This window comes from Rhodococcus pyridinivorans, from assembly GCF_900105195.1.
GTDB classification, from domain to species: domain Bacteria; phylum Actinomycetota; class Actinomycetes; order Mycobacteriales; family Mycobacteriaceae; genus Rhodococcus; species Rhodococcus pyridinivorans.
Genome location: NZ_FNRX01000002.1, coordinates 1,097,657 through 1,113,966, shown reverse-complemented (window position 1 = coordinate 1,113,966; position 16,310 = coordinate 1,097,657). Strand labels below are relative to the sequence as shown.

The following is a 16,310-nucleotide window of genomic DNA, read 5'->3' as shown; positions in this document are numbered from 1 at the left end:
CCTCGAGCGTCCGGACGCACGATGGTCGGAACGAGGACGCACGGAGGAGAGATCATGAACGAGGACGGTCGAGCCGTACACCGAGCACAGCGGCCGCGACACTCGCAACGACACCGACTCGATCCACGACCCGACGGGGACGACGGTCACCGCACGTGAGGTGACCGGGTCCTCGCCGCGGTCAACGTGGGTGTCGACGTCTGATCACGCTGCTCTGCGCGCGGCCGTCACCGCCGCGGCGCCGAGCCTCGGGAACCGGCCGTCGGAGATCGTGGTGAAGGTGTTGCCCATGCGGTTGGTGACGAACGCGACCGACAGTCCGGTCTCCGGGTCGGCGAACGCTCCCGAGCCGCCGAAGCCGTAGTGGCCGACCGACCGCAGCGGCTGCTGCCTCAGGGCGACCCATCCGGGGTGGTAACCCAGCCGCCAGTTGGGCCGGATGCCGAGGACGTAGTCGCGTTGCCGGGTCTGCACTTCGAGCAACTGGCCGACGGTGTCCTCCTTCAACAGGCGGGCACCGTCGATCGCTCCGCCGTTCGCGATCGCCGCGTACATGCGGGCCAGGGCCCGAGCGGTGAACACACCGTTCCATCCCGGCATGACGGCGTCGTGCGCGGACGGACTGCGCATCAACTCGTCGAAGCCCTCCGCCATGCCTGCCTCGGCTAGACCCCGCACGCCCGGCGCGTGCGACAGCACCGCCGACGCCGTCGTCCACGGTGCCGGCAGGAAGTTGACCTTGGGGAACACCCGGGCGATGCGGTGCCGTTGGTCCTCGGGCACGTGGTACCAGAACTCGTCCGTGCCGAGCGGCTCGGCGATCTCGGTGCGCACGAGTTCCTGGAAGGACACCCCGGTCACGCGCGATGCGATCTCGGCGACGAGGTTGCCGTAGGTGACGGCGTGATAACCCGGCCCGTGGAAACGTCGTGGATCGGGTGGGGAGGCGGCGAGCGCGGCGGCCACCGCCTCTGAATCGAGCAGTCCTTCCCTGCCGGGCACGAGACCGCGGGACCTGTGCAGTCCGGCGCGATGCGACATGAGCTGTCGCAGGGTGATCGTCTCCTTGCCGGCCGCGGCGAACTCCGGCCAGTACTCGGCCACGGCTGCGTCGTAGTCGAGCAGGCCACGCTCGGCGAGGCGGTGCACCACCGTGCTGGCCACCCCCTTGCCGGTGGAGAACGACAGCACCACAGTGTCGCGGGTCCACCGCTTGTCGCGCGCGGCCCAGCCCGCCCAGATGTCGAGGACGGGTTCGCCGTGCAGGTAGCAGGCGAGAGCGCCGCCGCCCTGGCTCGGCTTGTAGAACATCCGGAAGAAGAGATCCGCGACAGGCATGAAGCGCGGATCGACCAGCATCTGTGTGGACGGGGTCGCCACGGGCGGCTCCGTCGTGGAACCTTCGGTCATGAGGGCGATGGTAGGAGTATGTAAACGCTCCCGAGGGTGTTCTCCCACTTCCGCGGCGGTCCGGTCCGCAGGGTGACTGCACGACCTGTCCTTCCGGTGTAAGGATGGGAGCATGACCCTCGCGCAGAACTCGGAGATTCGCTCCGGCATCGATCTCGGACACGTCGACGAACGGGTCCGCCCCCAGGACGACCTCTTCGAACACGTGAACGGCCGATGGCTCGCCGAACACGAGATCCCCGCCGACCGCGCGCTCGACGGAGCCTTCCGCACGCTCGCCGACAAGGCCGAGGTCGACGTGCGGACCATCATCGAAGAGGCCGCGGCGTCCGGCGCCGAGCCGGGCACCGACGCCCAGAAGATCGGCGACCTGTACACCTCGTTCATGGACACCGCGACGATCGAGGCAGCCGGTCTCGATCCGATCCGCGGGGAACTCCGGGCGGTCTCCGGCGCTGCCGACCGCGCCGCGCTCGCGGCAGTACTGGGCGGGTTGCAGCGCGCCGGCGTGACGGGTGCGCTCGCACACTACGTCGACACCGATTCGAAGAACTCCGAGCGGTACCTGATGCACGTTTCGCAGGGCGGGCTCGGGCTGCCCGACGAGTCGTACTACCGCGAGGACCGCTACGCCGAGATCCGTGACCAGTACACCGCCCACATCGGCCGGATGTTCGCCCTCGCCGACCTGCCCTACGACGCGGCGAAGGTGGTCGCGCTCGAGACGAGGCTGGCCGCTGGGCACTGGGACGTCGTCAAGCGTCGCGACGCCGACCTGAGTTACAACCTGCTCACCCTCGACTCGCTGCGCACCGATCTTCCGCAGTTCGACTGGACGGGATGGATCACCGCGACCGGCGCGACCACCGAACAGTGGGCCGAGATCGTCGTTCGTCAGCCGAGCTTCCTCGAGACGTTCGCGACGTTGTGGGCCGACGAGGACCTCGACGACTGGAAGGCCTGGGCGGTGTGGCGGGTGCTGCGCGCGCGGGCTCCGTACCTGTCCGAGGCGTTCGTCGACGAGAACTTCGCGTTCTACGGCCGCACGCTCACCGGTACGCAGGAGATCCGCGACCGCTGGAAGCGCGGCGTGTCGCTCGTGCAGGACCTGCTCGGCGAGGCCGTCGGCAAGCTCTACGTCGAACGGCACTTCCCCGCCGAGGCGAAGACGCGCATGCAGGTGCTCGTCGACAATCTCACCGAGGCGTACCGGCAGTCCATCACCGACCTCGAATGGATGAGCCCGGCCACGCGCGAGGCCGCGCTGCGCAAGCTCGAGAAGTTCACCCCCAAGGTCGGCTATCCCGACACCTGGCGCGACTACTCCGCTGTGACGATCACCCCGGACGACGTGGTGGGCAACTACCGCAGCGGGTACGCCGCGGAATACGACCGCGATCTCGGCAAGCTCGGTGGTCCGGTCGATCGCGGCGAGTGGTTCATGACCCCGCAGACGGTCAACGCCTACTACAACCCGGGGATGAACGAGATCGTCTTCCCCGCCGCGATTCTCCAGCCCCCGTTCTTCGACCTGCATGCCGACGACGCCGCGAACTACGGCGGTATCGGCGCGGTCATCGGGCACGAGATCGGCCACGGATTCGACGATCAGGGCGCGAAGTACGACGGCGACGGCAATCTGGAGAACTGGTGGACCGATTCGGACCGCGAGGAGTTCGGTAAACGCACCGCTGCCCTCATCGCGCAGTACGACGAGTTCGAGCCGAAGGCCCTTCCCGGACAGCGTGTCAACGGCAGCTTCACGATCGGCGAGAACATCGGTGATCTCGGTGGCCTGTCGATCGCGTTGAAGGCCTACGAGATCGCGCTCGACGGCAAGCCCGCGCCGGTCATCGACGGCCTGACCGGCCTGCAGCGCGTGTTCTTCGGATGGGCGCAGGTGTGGCGTACGAAGGTTCGCGACGAGGAGGCGTCACGACGCCTCGCCGTCGACCCGCACTCGCCGCCGGAGTTCCGCTGCAACGGCGTGATCCGCAACATCGACGCTTTCTACGACGCGTTCGGCGTCGACGAGGGCGACAGGCTGTATCTCGATCCTTCGGAGCGCGTGCGCATCTGGTAACTCCACGCACGACACTGCCCCGACGCGGACAGCGTCGGGGCAGTGGTCGTTTCGGGGGCGTTCGTTTCGGGGGCCGTTCTCGGGCTGTCGCCTACCGGATCAGCCGAGGTGCGAGCTCGGCACCGGAACGCCGCGCGCGTGGAACCACGGGATGGGGTCGACCTTGGCGCCGCCCGGCTGCCACACCTCGTAGTGCAGGTGCGGGCCGGTGGACTGGCCGCGGTTGCCCATCGTGGCGATCTGCTCACCGGCGCGGACGTGCTGGCCGACCGAGACGAGGGACTGATCGATGTGGCCGTAGACACCGGTCGTGCCGTCGTCCTGCGCGATGCGCACCCACAGGCCGAAGCCCGAGGCCGGACCGGATTCGATCACGACGCCGTCGGTGACGGAGACGATGGGCGTGCCGATCGAGTTGGCGACGTCGATACCGTTGTGGTTGGTCCCCCAGCGCGGACCGTAGCCCGAGGTCAGCGTTCCTGCAGCGGGGAAGGCGAGCGCGGGGCGACGCGCGGCCTCCTCACGAGCGGCCTGCTCGGCGGCCTCGCGGGCGATCCGCTCGGCCTCGGCACGCTGTGCTGCCTCCTGGGCAGCGATCGCCTCGGCGACACGCTGTGCTTCCCTCTCGGCGGCGCGGTTCAGCTTCTCGGTGTAGTGGGATGCGTCGACATCGGCGACCTTCAGCACCTGCGGTGCGGTCGAGAGGTTCTCCCCGGCGCCCGTCCATGCGGTGGCGGACTCGACGCGGACCCGGTCGCCTGCGGCGTTCGCGACCGTCGTTCCGCCGACGGTGACGGCGCTCGCGAGGACCGCGACTGCCATCCACCTGCCGGCGCGGGTTGCGCGCCGTCGCAGATCGGTGGCTTCTCGGGTGTGGGTGGATTCAGGATTTCGGATCACAGCAGTTTCCTCTGGGACAGGCCCTCGGTAACGAAAGGGTCACGATTCCATCACAGAGTACTTCGACCTTTGACGAACTCAGCGTGTCGCCTTGACTCCAAACCGACCGGTATCGGACAAAAAGCGCCCGATTTTCCCTACTCGATTCACATCGACACCATCGACCTCACGCGTTGGTCGCAAAACCGGGGTGAACCGTGAGTGACGTCACGCCATCGGATAACGGGGAAACGATCTCCGAGGGGGTATCGACGCGGTATTGCGGCCCCAGCCGAGAGAGCCCTACCGCACCGCGAAACGCAGACCGAAATTGTCGAACGTCGCGGGCAGCGGACGCGCCGGATCCGGCTTCATATCCGACACCACGGTGAACTCGGCGGACCGGAGCAGAGTCGCAAGGAAGGTGCTCGCCGCGAACAGCACGATGCTGCGCCCGGGGCACACCGTCGGTCCGGCGCTGAACGGCACGAGCGCGGGATAGCGCTCGGCGCGGCCGTCGAGCCAGATCTCGGGTTCGAAGGTGTCGGCGAACGGCAGGTCGTCGGAGCGGTGGAAGGCCGAGGACAGGATCACGAAGCCCGTACCGGCGGGAATCGTGGAGGTACCACCCGCACCGTCGCTCCACGTGGTCTCTTCCACGGAGTCCCGGAGGATCACCGGAGTGGTCGGCCACAGCCGGGTCGTGTCCAGCACGCAGGCCCGCAGGTACTCGTAGACCTGCGGTGTCCCGGCTTCGGTTCCTGACAATTCCGACTCGACGCGCAGACGCTGCTCGGAATGGGTCGACAACACCGCCAGGGTTCGGGCGCTGACCATGCCTGCGGCGTCGAACGCGAACAACCAGTGCGGCATCTGCCCGATCGGGTCGACGGACGCCGGCGCTGCGAGGTCCCGGACCACCCCGGCCAGACTCTGGGACGGAGCCGCCGTGACATGACGGTGCAGGTTCTGGGTGAACCGATCGCGCAGGCGGTGCCGGAGCGGATGCGCGAACGACCAGTTCCCGTTCGAGCGCAGCGTCCACAACTGGTCGGTGATGCTCTCGTCGTCGCGGGCGGCGTCGCCGAACGCGAGTCGCCGAACGAGGCGCCACCAGGTCTTCACGAAATCAGGAGCGTCGAGTTCACCGCGCGACCTCGCATGCTCGAGCAGATCCTGCGCCTCCTGCTCGATCACGGGAACCCATTCGGCCGCGAGACGGTGCAGGGCGTGTTCCGGTTCGAGGACCGACTCGTTGAACGCGCGTCGCTGGGCGCGGATGTTCCCTCGGGAGATGAGCACACCGTTGGGCTGGAACGGGCTGAGTGCGGCCACCTTCTCCTTGTTGGCCGCAGTGAACGATGCCGTGTCGGTGCGCAGGATCCGGTCCACATCCTCGGGCGTCAGGACGATCGCGAGGGTGCGGCCGGGGATCGGCACGACCACCGGTCCGTCACCGTGCCGCTTCCGTAGATCGGCGACCAGGCGGACCACGCCGGCATCGGATTGGTTCTTCTCGAGCAGCTTCATCGCCCAACGCCGACGAGCGATCGGTCCCACCGCCACGAACGGCACGGCCACCTGCCCGAGGAGCCGAGCGGCGTCGGTAGGCGAAACGGTCGCGGTCGTTGCAGGCACAGGTGCTCCCGGCGTCGGAGGGGCAGGACTTGTGAAGGCTTCCCGTCGGGAGCACATCCAAACGTCCGTCCGGACCCGCAGAGGGAGATCACCGCAACCCCGGAACGAGCAGGCTTGCACGGTCCGCGGACAGAAGCACGCCTTCGGACGGCATGCAACTGTCTTCAAGGCGCGCAAACGGTCGGCGCTGCAGTGACAACTACCCGTCCCGATTTCCCCTGCGCCCTATTTTCCGCGCGCCTGCTTGCCGCGAGAGCACCTTGTCGGCCGCTTCCCAGTGCGCATCGAACAGATCGCCACGACCGTCGGAAAACCCTGCGACGGTGTGGAAGTGAGCATCGCCGACGACAGCGAGGTGCTAATCCGCGGATACAACGTGATGCAAAGGTCGTCGCGTCGCTCTTCCTCCCGTCGACTCCACCGACCCACCGTCGGCGTGAAGTCACCCATCGGACATTCCGACGATGAACACATCCCGTGCCCGTACCCGAACTTTCCGAGGCTCGAGTACGGGCATGTTGTCGCTTCTGCGGTTATACATTTCAAGATCGAACACAGCACATCGATCGTCGTCACGTTATCCATCACAAGTCCGAAATGCACGAAAGATCCTCTCGCGCCCAACTTTCGAACCCGTGGTTGGATGTGCGGTCGAGATACGGACTCGAGCGCGCGACGCCGCGTGGCGAAGCCGAACTCCATCACAGCCACCGCCTGCCCCGGGAGGAACCATGACCGACATCGAGACGAAGAACTTCTTCACCGATCCGGAACTCGTCGAGGACCCGTACCCCTACTACGACGCCCTGCGCGAGGGATGCCCGGTCACGCGCGAACCCCACCACAACGTCATGATGGTCACCGGCTACGAAGAGGCGATCCAGGTCCTGAGCGACGAGCAGACCTTCTCGTCGTGTATCTCGGTGACCGGTCCGTTCTCCGGCCTTCCGGCCTGCCCCGAGAGCGACGACATCACCGACTTCATCGAGGAGCACCGCCCCTCGCTGCCGATGAACGACCAGCTCCCCACCATGGATCCCCCGCAGCACACCGACCATCGCGGCCTGCTGATGCGGCTCATCACGCCCAAGCGGCTCAAGGAGAACGAGGCCTTCATCGAGCGCATCGCCGACCGCCTCCTCGACGATCTGCTCGCCCGAGGCGAGGGCGACTACATCACCGGCTTCGCCGCTCCGTTCGCGATGCTCGTCATCGCCGACCTGCTGGGCGTGCCGGAGAGTGACCATCAAGAATTCATCGAGGGCCTGAAGATCCAAGTGGAGAAAGGCTTCTCGCTCGGCAGCACCGAGGGTGAGACGCTGAAGCTCAACCCACTCGAGTTCCTGTACAAGAAGTTCGGCCAGTACATCGAGGACCGCCGCGCGAACCCCACCGACGACGTGCTGACGGGCCTCGCCACCGCAACCTTCCCCGACGGCACCCTGCCGCCCGTCGACGACGTCCTGCGTATCGCCGCGAACGTGTTCTCCGCCGGCCAGGAGACCACCGTGCGTCTGCTGAGTTCCGCGTTGCGGATCATCGCCGAGCAGCCCGAACTCCAGAAGACCCTGCGCAGCGAGCCCGATCGCATCCCGAACTTCATCGAGGAGACGCTGCGTTTCGAGAGCCCGATCAAGGGCGACTTCCGGCTCGCGAAGACCCCCACCACCGTCGGCGGGGTCGACGTCTCGGCCGGCACGATCATGATGCTGGTCAACGGCGCCGCCAACCGCGACCCGCGCCAGTTCTCCGACCCGAACGAGTTCGACATCGATCGCCGCAACGCACGCACCCACATCGCGTTCGGTCGCGGCGTGCACTCGTGTCCTGGCGCCCCGCTCGCCCGAACCGAAGGACGCGTGGGCATCGCGCGCCTGCTCGAGCGCACCAGCGAGATCCGGATCTCCGAGAAAGTGCACGGCCCCGAGGACGACCGGAAGTTCGGTTACCTGCCGACCTTCATCCTGCGTGGCCTGCTCGCCCTGCACCTCGAGTACACGCCGGCGGAAGGTGAGTCGAAGTGAAGGTGGTCGTCGACGACGACGCCTGCCGCGGACACGGCGTCTGCCTCGCGGCCTGCCCGGAGGTCTTCGACCTGAGCGACGGCGGATACGCCGTCACCCTGATGTCCGAGGTCCCGGCCGAGCACCAGGACTCCGTGCGGGAGGCCGCAGGGGGTTGCCCCGAAAGGGCGATCCGGCTCGACTGAGATCAGAGCGCGCCGTTCTTCGACGGGTCCGGCGTCCGGCCTTCCATTCTCCAGCAGAGAATCCACCTCCCGAGCCTCTTGCGGGGAATGACCCGTCTACGGGGGCCGGGTGCGCTCCGATCCCCGCGTTGGTTGTCAGGATGTCTCACGGCCATCCTGACAACCAGCGAATTGCCGCAGCGGATGGCGAGAACGGCAGCGGATTCCGTCCCGGGTGCGCATTCCGACTTGCCTCTTTCCGGCCCCGAATCAGCCGTATCGGGATGAGAGCAAGGTTTCTTTTTCTGATAGCAACAGTCTCGAGTCGGGACGGAAAGCGGAAGGACGGCCCCGCGTTGCCTCCCTACCCTCCGGTACAGTGTCCCCATGTCCACTCCACGCGACACAGGGCGATCCGGGCAGTGACGGGCGCCAGCGAAGAGCCGGCCTGGAAGCAGCGCGCGGTGGAGCGTTCCATCCGGACCGCGAAGCTGCGCGCCGAGCAGCGCGTTCAGCGCTTTCTCGATGCCGCACAGGCGATCATCGCGGAAAAGGGCAGCACCGACTTCACGGTTCAGGAAGTTGTCGACCGGTCGAAGCAGTCGCTTCGCAGCTTCTACCTACAATTCGACGGTAAGCACGAGCTGTTGCTGGCACTCTTCGAGGATGCTCTGAGCCGCTCTGCCGATCAGATCCGTGCCGCTGCCGCCGACGAGAAGGATCCTCTCGATCAGCTACGCGTCGCAGTGGAACTGCTGTTCGAGTCGTCCCGACCCGATCCGGCGGCCCCGCGCCCCCTGTTCACCGACCTCGCGCCGCAGCTGGTGCTCACCCATCCTGCCGAGGTGAAGGTCGCACACGCACCGATGCTCACGCTGTTCACGGAGCTGATGGAGAAGGTCGATGCCGAGGGCAGCCTTCGCGAGGGAACGAACGCGAAGCGAATGGCCGCCATGACAATGCAGACCGTGATGTCCATTGCCCAGTCGAGCGGTGGCGACGACACCACGACCCTTCTCATCTCGGCCGACGAGGTATGGAGTTTCTGCTCGCAGGGATTCGCCGCCCGCTGACGAGAGCAGCATTCTCGAACAGCAAAGTTCATCCCTCTCGCTCGGTGATCACGAGAAGCCAATCCCCGTCTCCATCCGTGTTCGGCCCCGGTATAGGGATGTCGCCGTTCTCGTCGGAAGTCGCCGGCTGCCGAGGCCCGGTCGCGTCGGCGGGGTCGACCCACTCGAGGGTCGCCTCCTCCGGTACCAACGCAGGATCGAGCCGGATCGTGCGCTGCGTCGGAAGGTAGACGACGGCGAGTGAACCGTCGGGTGTCCGGGCAGCGGTGACGTACTCGTCGTCGAGAACGTCGATCATCTCGTCACTCGTCCACGGGGTGCCGCGACCTGCGACGACGAGCGGTTCGTCGATATCCGGCACGAGCTCCCACCACGGCCACGACTGCCACAGTTCACGTATCGCTCGCAGCTGTGCGACAGCGGGAGTATCCAGACGGGTTTCCCACCCGTCCGGGAACTCCCAGTCGTCGGAACCCCGGAACTCGCCGGGCGAACCGGAGGTCAGTGCCCACAACGCCTGACGTCGGAGTGTCTCGTCGGTGGTCGGTGCCGTGTCCTCCTGGTTGTTCTCACCTTCGTAGTTGCCCTCCGAGAACAGTGCGGGTCGCGGGTCGCGGGTTCCGTCGGCACGCTCGTAGGCCTGCAGGACGGCCTGATAGGTGGGCGCGTAGGTGTAGACGAAGTTCCAGTCCACGACCGGTTCCCAGAACGGGTGATCCGTGGACAGCAGCTTGTCCCACCCCAGTTGGATCGTGAACGGTGCGTCGGAGCCGGCATCACGGATCCCGTCGAGCATCGCGTGCAGCACGAGATCCGACTCGGCACCGGCCGCGAGATCCTCCGCCTCCGGTGAGTAGTCCCCGCCGGTCATCCAGACGATGTTCGGGAATTCCGCGTACCGCTGCGCGAACCGCCGTCCGTACTCGAAGGCCTGTTCCGGCGTGGTCGACGCGAAGACGTGGGTGAGGTTCCACCCGTCCATCGGATACAGGAATACCGTGTTCCCGTGGCGGCACGCGATCCGGAGGTAGTCGTCGACACGCGACCAGTACACCTCGTTCCACTGCGTGATGTCGCCGTCGACGAACGGTTCGATGCCGTCGAAGGTGGCGCCTTCGTAGCTCGGGCCGCCGTTCACCGGCACGACGATCGCCGACATGATCGAGGCATTGAACCCGTTGATCTCGCGGTCGGTGAAATACAACTCGGCCTGCTCGGGCGACCAGTCGGCCATCCCCGACCACGGCGAGTCGCCGCGGACGAGGACGGGATCACCGTATTGATCCTCGAAATGGCGGCCATCGGCGCCGACGGACGAGACGAAGCGGTGGTCGGCGGCATCGCAGTCCGCTTCGACCGCCGGGACGTTCGTCCGCTGTTCCTGCTCTCCCGCGTTCGAACAGGCCGCGACCAGCAGCAACACCATCACAAGGACTGCCTGTTTCATCGTCACCCCACCGCGCCCGTGGTACGTCCAGGCTACGGAGGAGATCGTGGCTCCGAGCGAAAACACGGAACCCGTCGTCGGCGACAACCCGCGCTGGGGACTTCTTCCTCGACAAGGACCGACGTTCAATTCCGACGGACGCGGACGGCGGTGCCGGCGCACAGCACGACGACGGCACCGCCCGCAAACACTGCCCATGTCAATGGTTCTCCCAGCAGCCAGGCGGCCCAGCCGACCGTCATGATCGGCTGGGTCAGTTGCACCTGCCCGACCCGAGCCATCGGCCCGATGGCCAGACCTCGGTACCACGCGAAGAACCCGAGGAACATGCTGACGATGCCGAGGTACGCGAACGACGCCCAGTGCGTCACCCCACCCTGCGGCGGTCCGTCGGCGAGCGAGACCAGGGTGAGTGTCACCATCAACGGTGACCCCAGCACCAGTGCCCACGAGATCGTCTGCCACGCACCGATCTCCCGCGCCAGCAGCCCGCCTTCTGCGTAACCGACGGCGGCGGCGACCACCGCGCCGAGCAACAGCAGATCGGCTCGACCGAATCCCGCGGCACCTCCGCCACGCAGGCCCGCGAAGGCCATGACGGCGACCGTCCCCACACCCGCCGCGACCCAGAACGGGGTGGGCGGCCGTTCGTGGGCCCGCAACACCGCGACCACCGCGGTCGCAGCCGGAAGGATCGCGATGACGATCGCGCTGTGGTTCGCCGGTGCCATGGTCAGGGCGTACGAGGTGAGCATGGGGAATCCGATCACCACCCCACCTGTGACGACGGCGATCCTGCGCCACTGATGCGTGTTCGGGAGTCGTTGCCCCGTGAGCGCGAGCGCCAGAGCGGCGAGAACCGCCGCGACGACCGCGCGGCCGGCGGCGACGAACAGCGGTGACATCGCCCCGTTCTCGACGGCGATGCGGGTGAGCGGCACGGTCAGGGAGAAGCCTGCGACGCCGAGCAGACCCCAGGCGAGCCCGCGAGGATCGGACGATAGCACTGGCCTGCCGGACACGATAGCGCTACTCTTCAATCTCATGTCGAACAGTAGCAGTTCCCAGCTCGTCGCGGAACTGACCCGGTGGATCGCCACCGCAGCACCCGGCGCCCGGTTGCCGTCGACGAGATCGCTCGTCGCGCAGTACGGCGTCAGCCCCGTCACGGTGCAGAAAGCATTGAAGACACTCCAGACCCGGGGTCTCGTGGAGAGTCGCACCGGTGTGGGAACCTTCGTCCGCCGGATCCGCACGTCGAACACGATCGATCACAGCTGGCAGACGGAAGCGCTCGGAACGGCTCCCTCGTTGCCTCGCGCCTCCGCCGCCCTGCGCACCGTGTCCAACGATGTGGTCTCACTCCACTCCGGCTATCCCGACCGCACGCTGCTTCCCGAACGCCTTGTCCGCGGAGCATATTCACGCGCAGCCCGCAGCGACGCCGCCGTAGGACGGACACCTGCTGCAGGACTTCCCGAACTGCAGGAGTGGTTCGCCGCGGAGCTGTCGGAAGCGACGAACGCGCGCACGGCCCCGCCGTCCGCGGGCGACGTGATCATCACCCCCGGCAGTCAGAGCGGGCTCGGGTCGATCTTCCGCGCACTCGTCGGCGCCGGTAATCCCCTCATCGTGGAGTCACCGACCTATTGGGGTGCAATCCTCGCGGCCACGAAGGCCGGCGTGCAGCTCGCACCGGTTTCCAGCGGACCCAACGGGCCCGATCCCGACGAATTGGCCCGCGCCTTCGATCGGACCCGGGCCCGCGCCTTCTACGCACAACCGAACTTCGCGAATCCCACCGGGGCGCAATGGTCGTCGTCGACCGGCGAGCGGGTCCTCGACGTCGTGCGCGATGCGGGAGCGTTCGTCATCGAGGACGACTGGGCCCACGACTTCGCGATCTCGGCCCCGTCCGTTCCGCTGTTCGCCCGCGACGATTCGGGCCACGTCGTCTATGTCCGCTCCCTGACCAAGAGTGTCGCGCCGTCGGTGCGGGTCGCGGCGATCGTCGCGCGTGGACCGGCTCGCGAACGCATCCTCGCCGACGTGCAGGCCGAATCCGTCTATGTGAGCGGCGTTCTCCAGACGGTCGCGCTCGACGTCGTCACCCAGCCGGCATGGCAGACCCATCTGCGGGCGGTGCGGCGCGAGCTCGAATCGCGCCGCAACCTTCTCGTGAGCGAACTTCGTGAGCTCGCACCGGATGTGGCTGTCGACGGGCTACCGTCCGGTGGGCTCAACCTGTGGGGCAGGCTCCCGGACGACGTCGACGCCGAGGCCGTCGCGCACGAGTGCGAGGCCGCCGGGGTGCTCGTCGCGGCAGGTGACGAGTGGTTCCCGGCGGAGCCCACCGGTCAGTACCTCCGGCTCAACTACGCAGGACCGAATCCGGCGGCCTTCCGGGAGGCCGCGCGGGTCATCGGGAAAGTCGTCTCCGGCGGGTGAGGGCGAGCGGACGTCACCGGCTCGTGCGGCGCCGGCGGGCCTTCCTCACCCGGGTGCGTTCGTCCTCTGTGAGCCCACCCCAGATCCCGTAGCGTTCACCGGAATCGAGGGCGTACTGCAGGCACTTCTCCCGCACCGGACAACGAGCGCAGACCTTCTTGGCCGAAGCTATCCGGTTCTCCCTCGCGTCGCCCCGCTCGTTGTCCGGGTGGAAGAACAACGATCCGTCTGCGTCGCGACAAGCCGCGTCCATCTGCCAATCCCATTCCTCGGTAACGGGAGGCGGCAGATAGAGCAACTTCAGCGCGGGCATGTCTTACCTCCCTCCGTTGCGCAGGGTGCGGTAGACCTCGATCAGGTGGTCGGTGGACGCGTCGCCGGTGTCGGGGATCTCGTCGCCGGCGAGCACCGTCTGCAGGGCGGTGGCCTGGGTCTTGCCGAGTTCGACGCCCCACTGGTCGAACGAGTCGATCCCCCACACGACGCCTTGGACGAAGGTCTGATGTTCGTAGAAGGCGATGATCTGCCCGACCACCGACGGGGTCAGTTCCGGGGCGAGGATCGTCGTCGACGGCCGATCCCCGGGCATCACCTTGTGCGCCACCAACGCCTCGTCGACGCCGTCGGCGCGGACCTCGTCGGCATCACGCCCGAAGGCCAACACTTTGGCCTGGGCGAACATGTTCGCCAGCAACAACACCTGCATGCTGGTCTGCCCGTCGCGGGCGGGCAGGTCGTCGCCGCTACGGGCGAGGCCGAGAAAGTCGACGGGGACGATCTCGGTGCCCTGGTGCAACAGCTGGAAGAAGGCGTGCTGACCGTTGGTACCGGGCTCACCCCAGAACACCTCCCCGGTCGGACACACCACCGGTGTGCCGTCGGCGCGCACGGATTTGCCGTTCGATTCCATGGTCAGCTGCTGCAGATAGGCCGGCAGCCGCGCCAGATCCTGCGCATAGGGCACCACCGCGCGCGACCGATAACCGAGGATGCTCGCATTCCACACCCCGATCACCCCCGCCAGCAACGGTGCGTTCCGTGCCGGGGCGGTGGTGGCGAAGTGGGTGTCGATGGTGTGCATGCCGGCGAGGAACTCGGCGAACCGCTCGCGTCCGATGGCGCACATCACCGCCAGCCCGATCGCCGAGCCGACCGAATAACGGCCGCCGACCCAGTCCCAGAATTCGAACATGTTCGCCGGGTCGATGCCGAACTCGACCACCCGCTCGGTGTGCGTCGACACCGCGACGAAATGCTTCGCCACCGCATCTTCACCGAGGGCGTCGACGAGCCAGCGGCGGGCGGCGGTGGCGTTGGAGAGGGTTTCGAGGGTGGAAAACGTCTTCGACGCGACGATGAACACGGTCGTCGCCGGGTCCAGGTCGGCCAGTGCCGCGGTCAGATCGGCGGGGTCGACGTTGGAGACGAACCGCGTCGCCGGCCCGTCGTGGAAGCGCCGCAGTGCGCGGGTGACCATCGCCGGGCCGAGATCGGAGCCGCCGATGCCGATGTTGACCACCGTGGTGATCTGCTGCCCGGTGGCGCCGCGCCAGTCGCCGCTGCGGAGGCGGTCGGTGAACTCGCCCATCCGGTCGAGCACGGCGTGGACATCGGCGACGACATCGACCCCGTCGACGATCAACTGCGCATCGCGGGGCAGACGCAGGGCGGTGTGCAGCACCGCCCGATCCTCGGTGACGTTGATGTGCGCACCCGAGAGCATCGCCTCCCGAGCCGCGGCCACACCCGTCTGCTCCGCCAGCTGGAGGAGCAGTTCGAGAGTGCGACCGGTGAGACGTTGTTTGCTGAAATCGACCACCAGATCCCCGGCGTGCGAGGTCAACGCCTGCGCGCGCTGCGGTTCGATCGCGAACAGCTCCCGCAGGGACACCGCGGCGATCTCGTCGCGATGGGCATCGAGGGCTCGCCAGGCCTCCGTGGTCGTCACATCCTGTGTTTCCGTATCCATGTTTCTGCCAACGCCTTTCGTCACGCCAGTGCGCGCAGGCGCGGGGCGAGGTCGCGCTCGAACAACTCCAGGAACCGCTTCTGATCATGACCCGGCGCATGGAACACCAGATGATTCAACCCCGCATCGACATACGCCCTGACCTGCTCGACCGCCTCGTCCGGATCCGACGCCACGATCCACCGCTTGGCGACCTGCTCGATCGGCAACGCATCCGCCGCCGCCTCCATCTCCATCGGATCATCGATGGAATGCTTCTGCTCCGGCGTGAGCGACAGCGGTGCCCAGAACCGGGTGTTCTCCAACGCCTTGTCCGGATCGGTGTCGTACGAGATCTTGATCTCGATCATTCTGTCGATCTGCGCCACATCCCGCTCCGCCTTCTCCGCCCCCTCGGCGACGGCCGGCAACAGCTTGTCGGTGTAGAGCTCCATGCCCTTGCCGGAGGTGCAGATGAACCCGTCCCCCGCGCGTCCGGCATAGCGGGCCACGACCGGGCCGCCGGCGGCGACGTAGACCGGGATGCCGCCTTCGGGCACGTCGTAGATCGACGCCCCCTTGGTGGTGTAGTACTCGCCCTCGAAATCGACCCGGTCTCCGCGCCACAGCTCACGCATCAACCGCACCGATTCGCGCAGCCGGGCGAAGCGTTCCTTGAACTCCGGCCACTGGCCGGCGTAGCCGGTGGCGATCTCGTTGAGTGCTTCGCCGGTGCCGACCCCGAGGAAGATCCGTCCCGGATACAGACACCCCATCGTCGCGAAGGCCTGCGCGATCACCGCCGGGTTGTACCGGAACGTCGGCGTGAGCACACTCGTGCCCAGCTGCAACCTTTCGGTGCGCTCCCCCACAGCGGTCATCCACGCCAACGAGAACGGCGCATGCCCACCGTTGTGCCGCCACGGCTGGAAATGATCCGACACCGTCGCCGAATCCATCCCGTGCGCCTCGGCCAACACACCCAACTCCACCAGCTCGCGCGGCCCGAACTGCTCTGCCGACGCCTTGTATCCCAACTTCAGCATTACCGTGCAACCTCCGAACAACGTGGTGCCAGCGAAACGATCACGCACTATCGCGCAAATCCTGCACGAAATCATGCACACTGAGCGCAGACAGTGTCAATATCCACGCAAAGGTGTGTCGCCCGTGCGTTATGGTCGTGCACCGACCCC

At 67.0% G+C, this 16,310-nt stretch carries 13 protein-coding genes; 5 read left to right on the top strand and 8 right to left on the bottom strand.

Annotated elements, in window-relative coordinates; translation table 11 throughout:
- Window positions 1–204: 204 nt before the first annotated feature.
- Window positions 205–1,410: a serine hydrolase domain-containing protein gene (locus BLV31_RS05905; protein WP_064060479.1), complete on the bottom strand. Its 1,206-nt coding sequence runs from the start codon at window positions 1,408–1,410 to the stop codon at window positions 205–207.
- A 112-nt stretch (window positions 1,411–1,522) separates the two neighbouring features.
- On the opposite strand from BLV31_RS05905, the gene BLV31_RS05900 reads away from it, so the two are divergent.
- On the top strand, window positions 1,523–3,493 hold the full coding sequence (locus BLV31_RS05900) for a M13 family metallopeptidase (RefSeq protein ID WP_033096342.1): 1,971 nt from the start codon (window positions 1,523–1,525) through the stop codon (window positions 3,491–3,493).
- A 99-nt stretch (window positions 3,494–3,592) separates the two neighbouring features.
- Here the strand turns inward: BLV31_RS05900 and BLV31_RS05895 are convergent, their stop codons facing one another.
- Window positions 3,593–4,315: a M23 family metallopeptidase gene (locus BLV31_RS05895; protein ID WP_033096343.1), complete on the bottom strand. Its 723-nt coding sequence runs from the start codon at window positions 4,313–4,315 to the stop codon at window positions 3,593–3,595.
- A gap of 360 nt (window positions 4,316–4,675) precedes the next feature.
- Window positions 4,676–6,010 carry a cytochrome P450 gene (locus tag BLV31_RS05890; protein ID WP_033096344.1) on the bottom strand — a complete coding sequence of 445 codons (1,335 nt, stop codon included), beginning with the start codon at window positions 6,008–6,010 and terminating at the stop codon, window positions 4,676–4,678.
- A gap of 731 nt (window positions 6,011–6,741) precedes the next feature.
- Between BLV31_RS05890 and BLV31_RS05885 the strand changes: the two genes are divergently transcribed.
- From BLV31_RS05885 to BLV31_RS05875, 3 genes are all read left to right on the top strand, one after another.
- Window positions 6,742–8,034 (top strand): cytochrome P450, encoded by a 1,293-nt coding sequence (locus BLV31_RS05885; protein ID WP_006553750.1) that lies wholly within the window; start codon window positions 6,742–6,744, stop codon window positions 8,032–8,034.
- The gene (locus BLV31_RS05880) at window positions 8,031–8,219 is read left to right on the top strand and encodes a ferredoxin (protein WP_006553751.1); all 189 of its coding nucleotides are present in this window, start codon (window positions 8,031–8,033) and stop codon (window positions 8,217–8,219) included. The genes BLV31_RS05885 and BLV31_RS05880 overlap by 4 nt, the downstream gene beginning before the upstream one ends.
- 401 nt (window positions 8,220–8,620) lie before the next feature.
- Entirely contained in the window at window positions 8,621–9,271 is a 651-nt protein-coding gene (locus BLV31_RS05875) for a TetR/AcrR family transcriptional regulator (protein WP_019290814.1), read from the top strand.
- A gap of 28 nt (window positions 9,272–9,299) precedes the next feature.
- Here the strand turns inward: BLV31_RS05875 and BLV31_RS05870 are convergent, their stop codons facing one another.
- Window positions 9,300–10,718: a glycoside hydrolase family 140 protein gene (locus BLV31_RS05870; protein ID WP_033096414.1), complete on the bottom strand. Its 1,419-nt coding sequence runs from the start codon at window positions 10,716–10,718 to the stop codon at window positions 9,300–9,302.
- Window positions 10,719–10,843: 125 nt separating this feature from the next.
- Window positions 10,844–11,725 (bottom strand): DMT family transporter, encoded by an 882-nt coding sequence (locus BLV31_RS05865; protein WP_039585048.1) that lies wholly within the window; start codon window positions 11,723–11,725, stop codon window positions 10,844–10,846.
- A gap of 37 nt (window positions 11,726–11,762) precedes the next feature.
- Between BLV31_RS05865 and BLV31_RS05860 the strand changes: the two genes are divergently transcribed.
- Window positions 11,763–13,166, top strand: coding sequence for an aminotransferase-like domain-containing protein (locus BLV31_RS05860; RefSeq protein WP_039585050.1), 1,404 nt, complete (start codon window positions 11,763–11,765; stop codon window positions 13,164–13,166).
- Between the two features lie 13 nt (window positions 13,167–13,179).
- Here the strand turns inward: BLV31_RS05860 and BLV31_RS05855 are convergent, their stop codons facing one another.
- From BLV31_RS05855 to fgd, 3 genes are read right to left on the bottom strand one after another with little or no spacing between them, the layout of a single operon-like run.
- On the bottom strand, window positions 13,180–13,479 hold the full coding sequence (locus BLV31_RS05855; RefSeq protein ID WP_039585051.1) for a WhiB family transcriptional regulator: 300 nt from the start codon (window positions 13,477–13,479) through the stop codon (window positions 13,180–13,182).
- A gap of 3 nt (window positions 13,480–13,482) precedes the next feature.
- Window positions 13,483–15,135 carry a glucose-6-phosphate isomerase gene (gene pgi / locus BLV31_RS05850; RefSeq protein WP_074853046.1) on the bottom strand — a complete coding sequence of 551 codons (1,653 nt, stop codon included), beginning with the start codon at window positions 15,133–15,135 and terminating at the stop codon, window positions 13,483–13,485.
- Between the two features lie 20 nt (window positions 15,136–15,155).
- Entirely contained in the window at window positions 15,156–16,160 is a 1,005-nt protein-coding gene (fgd, locus tag BLV31_RS05845) for a glucose-6-phosphate dehydrogenase (coenzyme-F420) (RefSeq protein WP_065995763.1), read from the bottom strand.
- Window positions 16,161–16,310 lie beyond the last annotated feature (150 nt).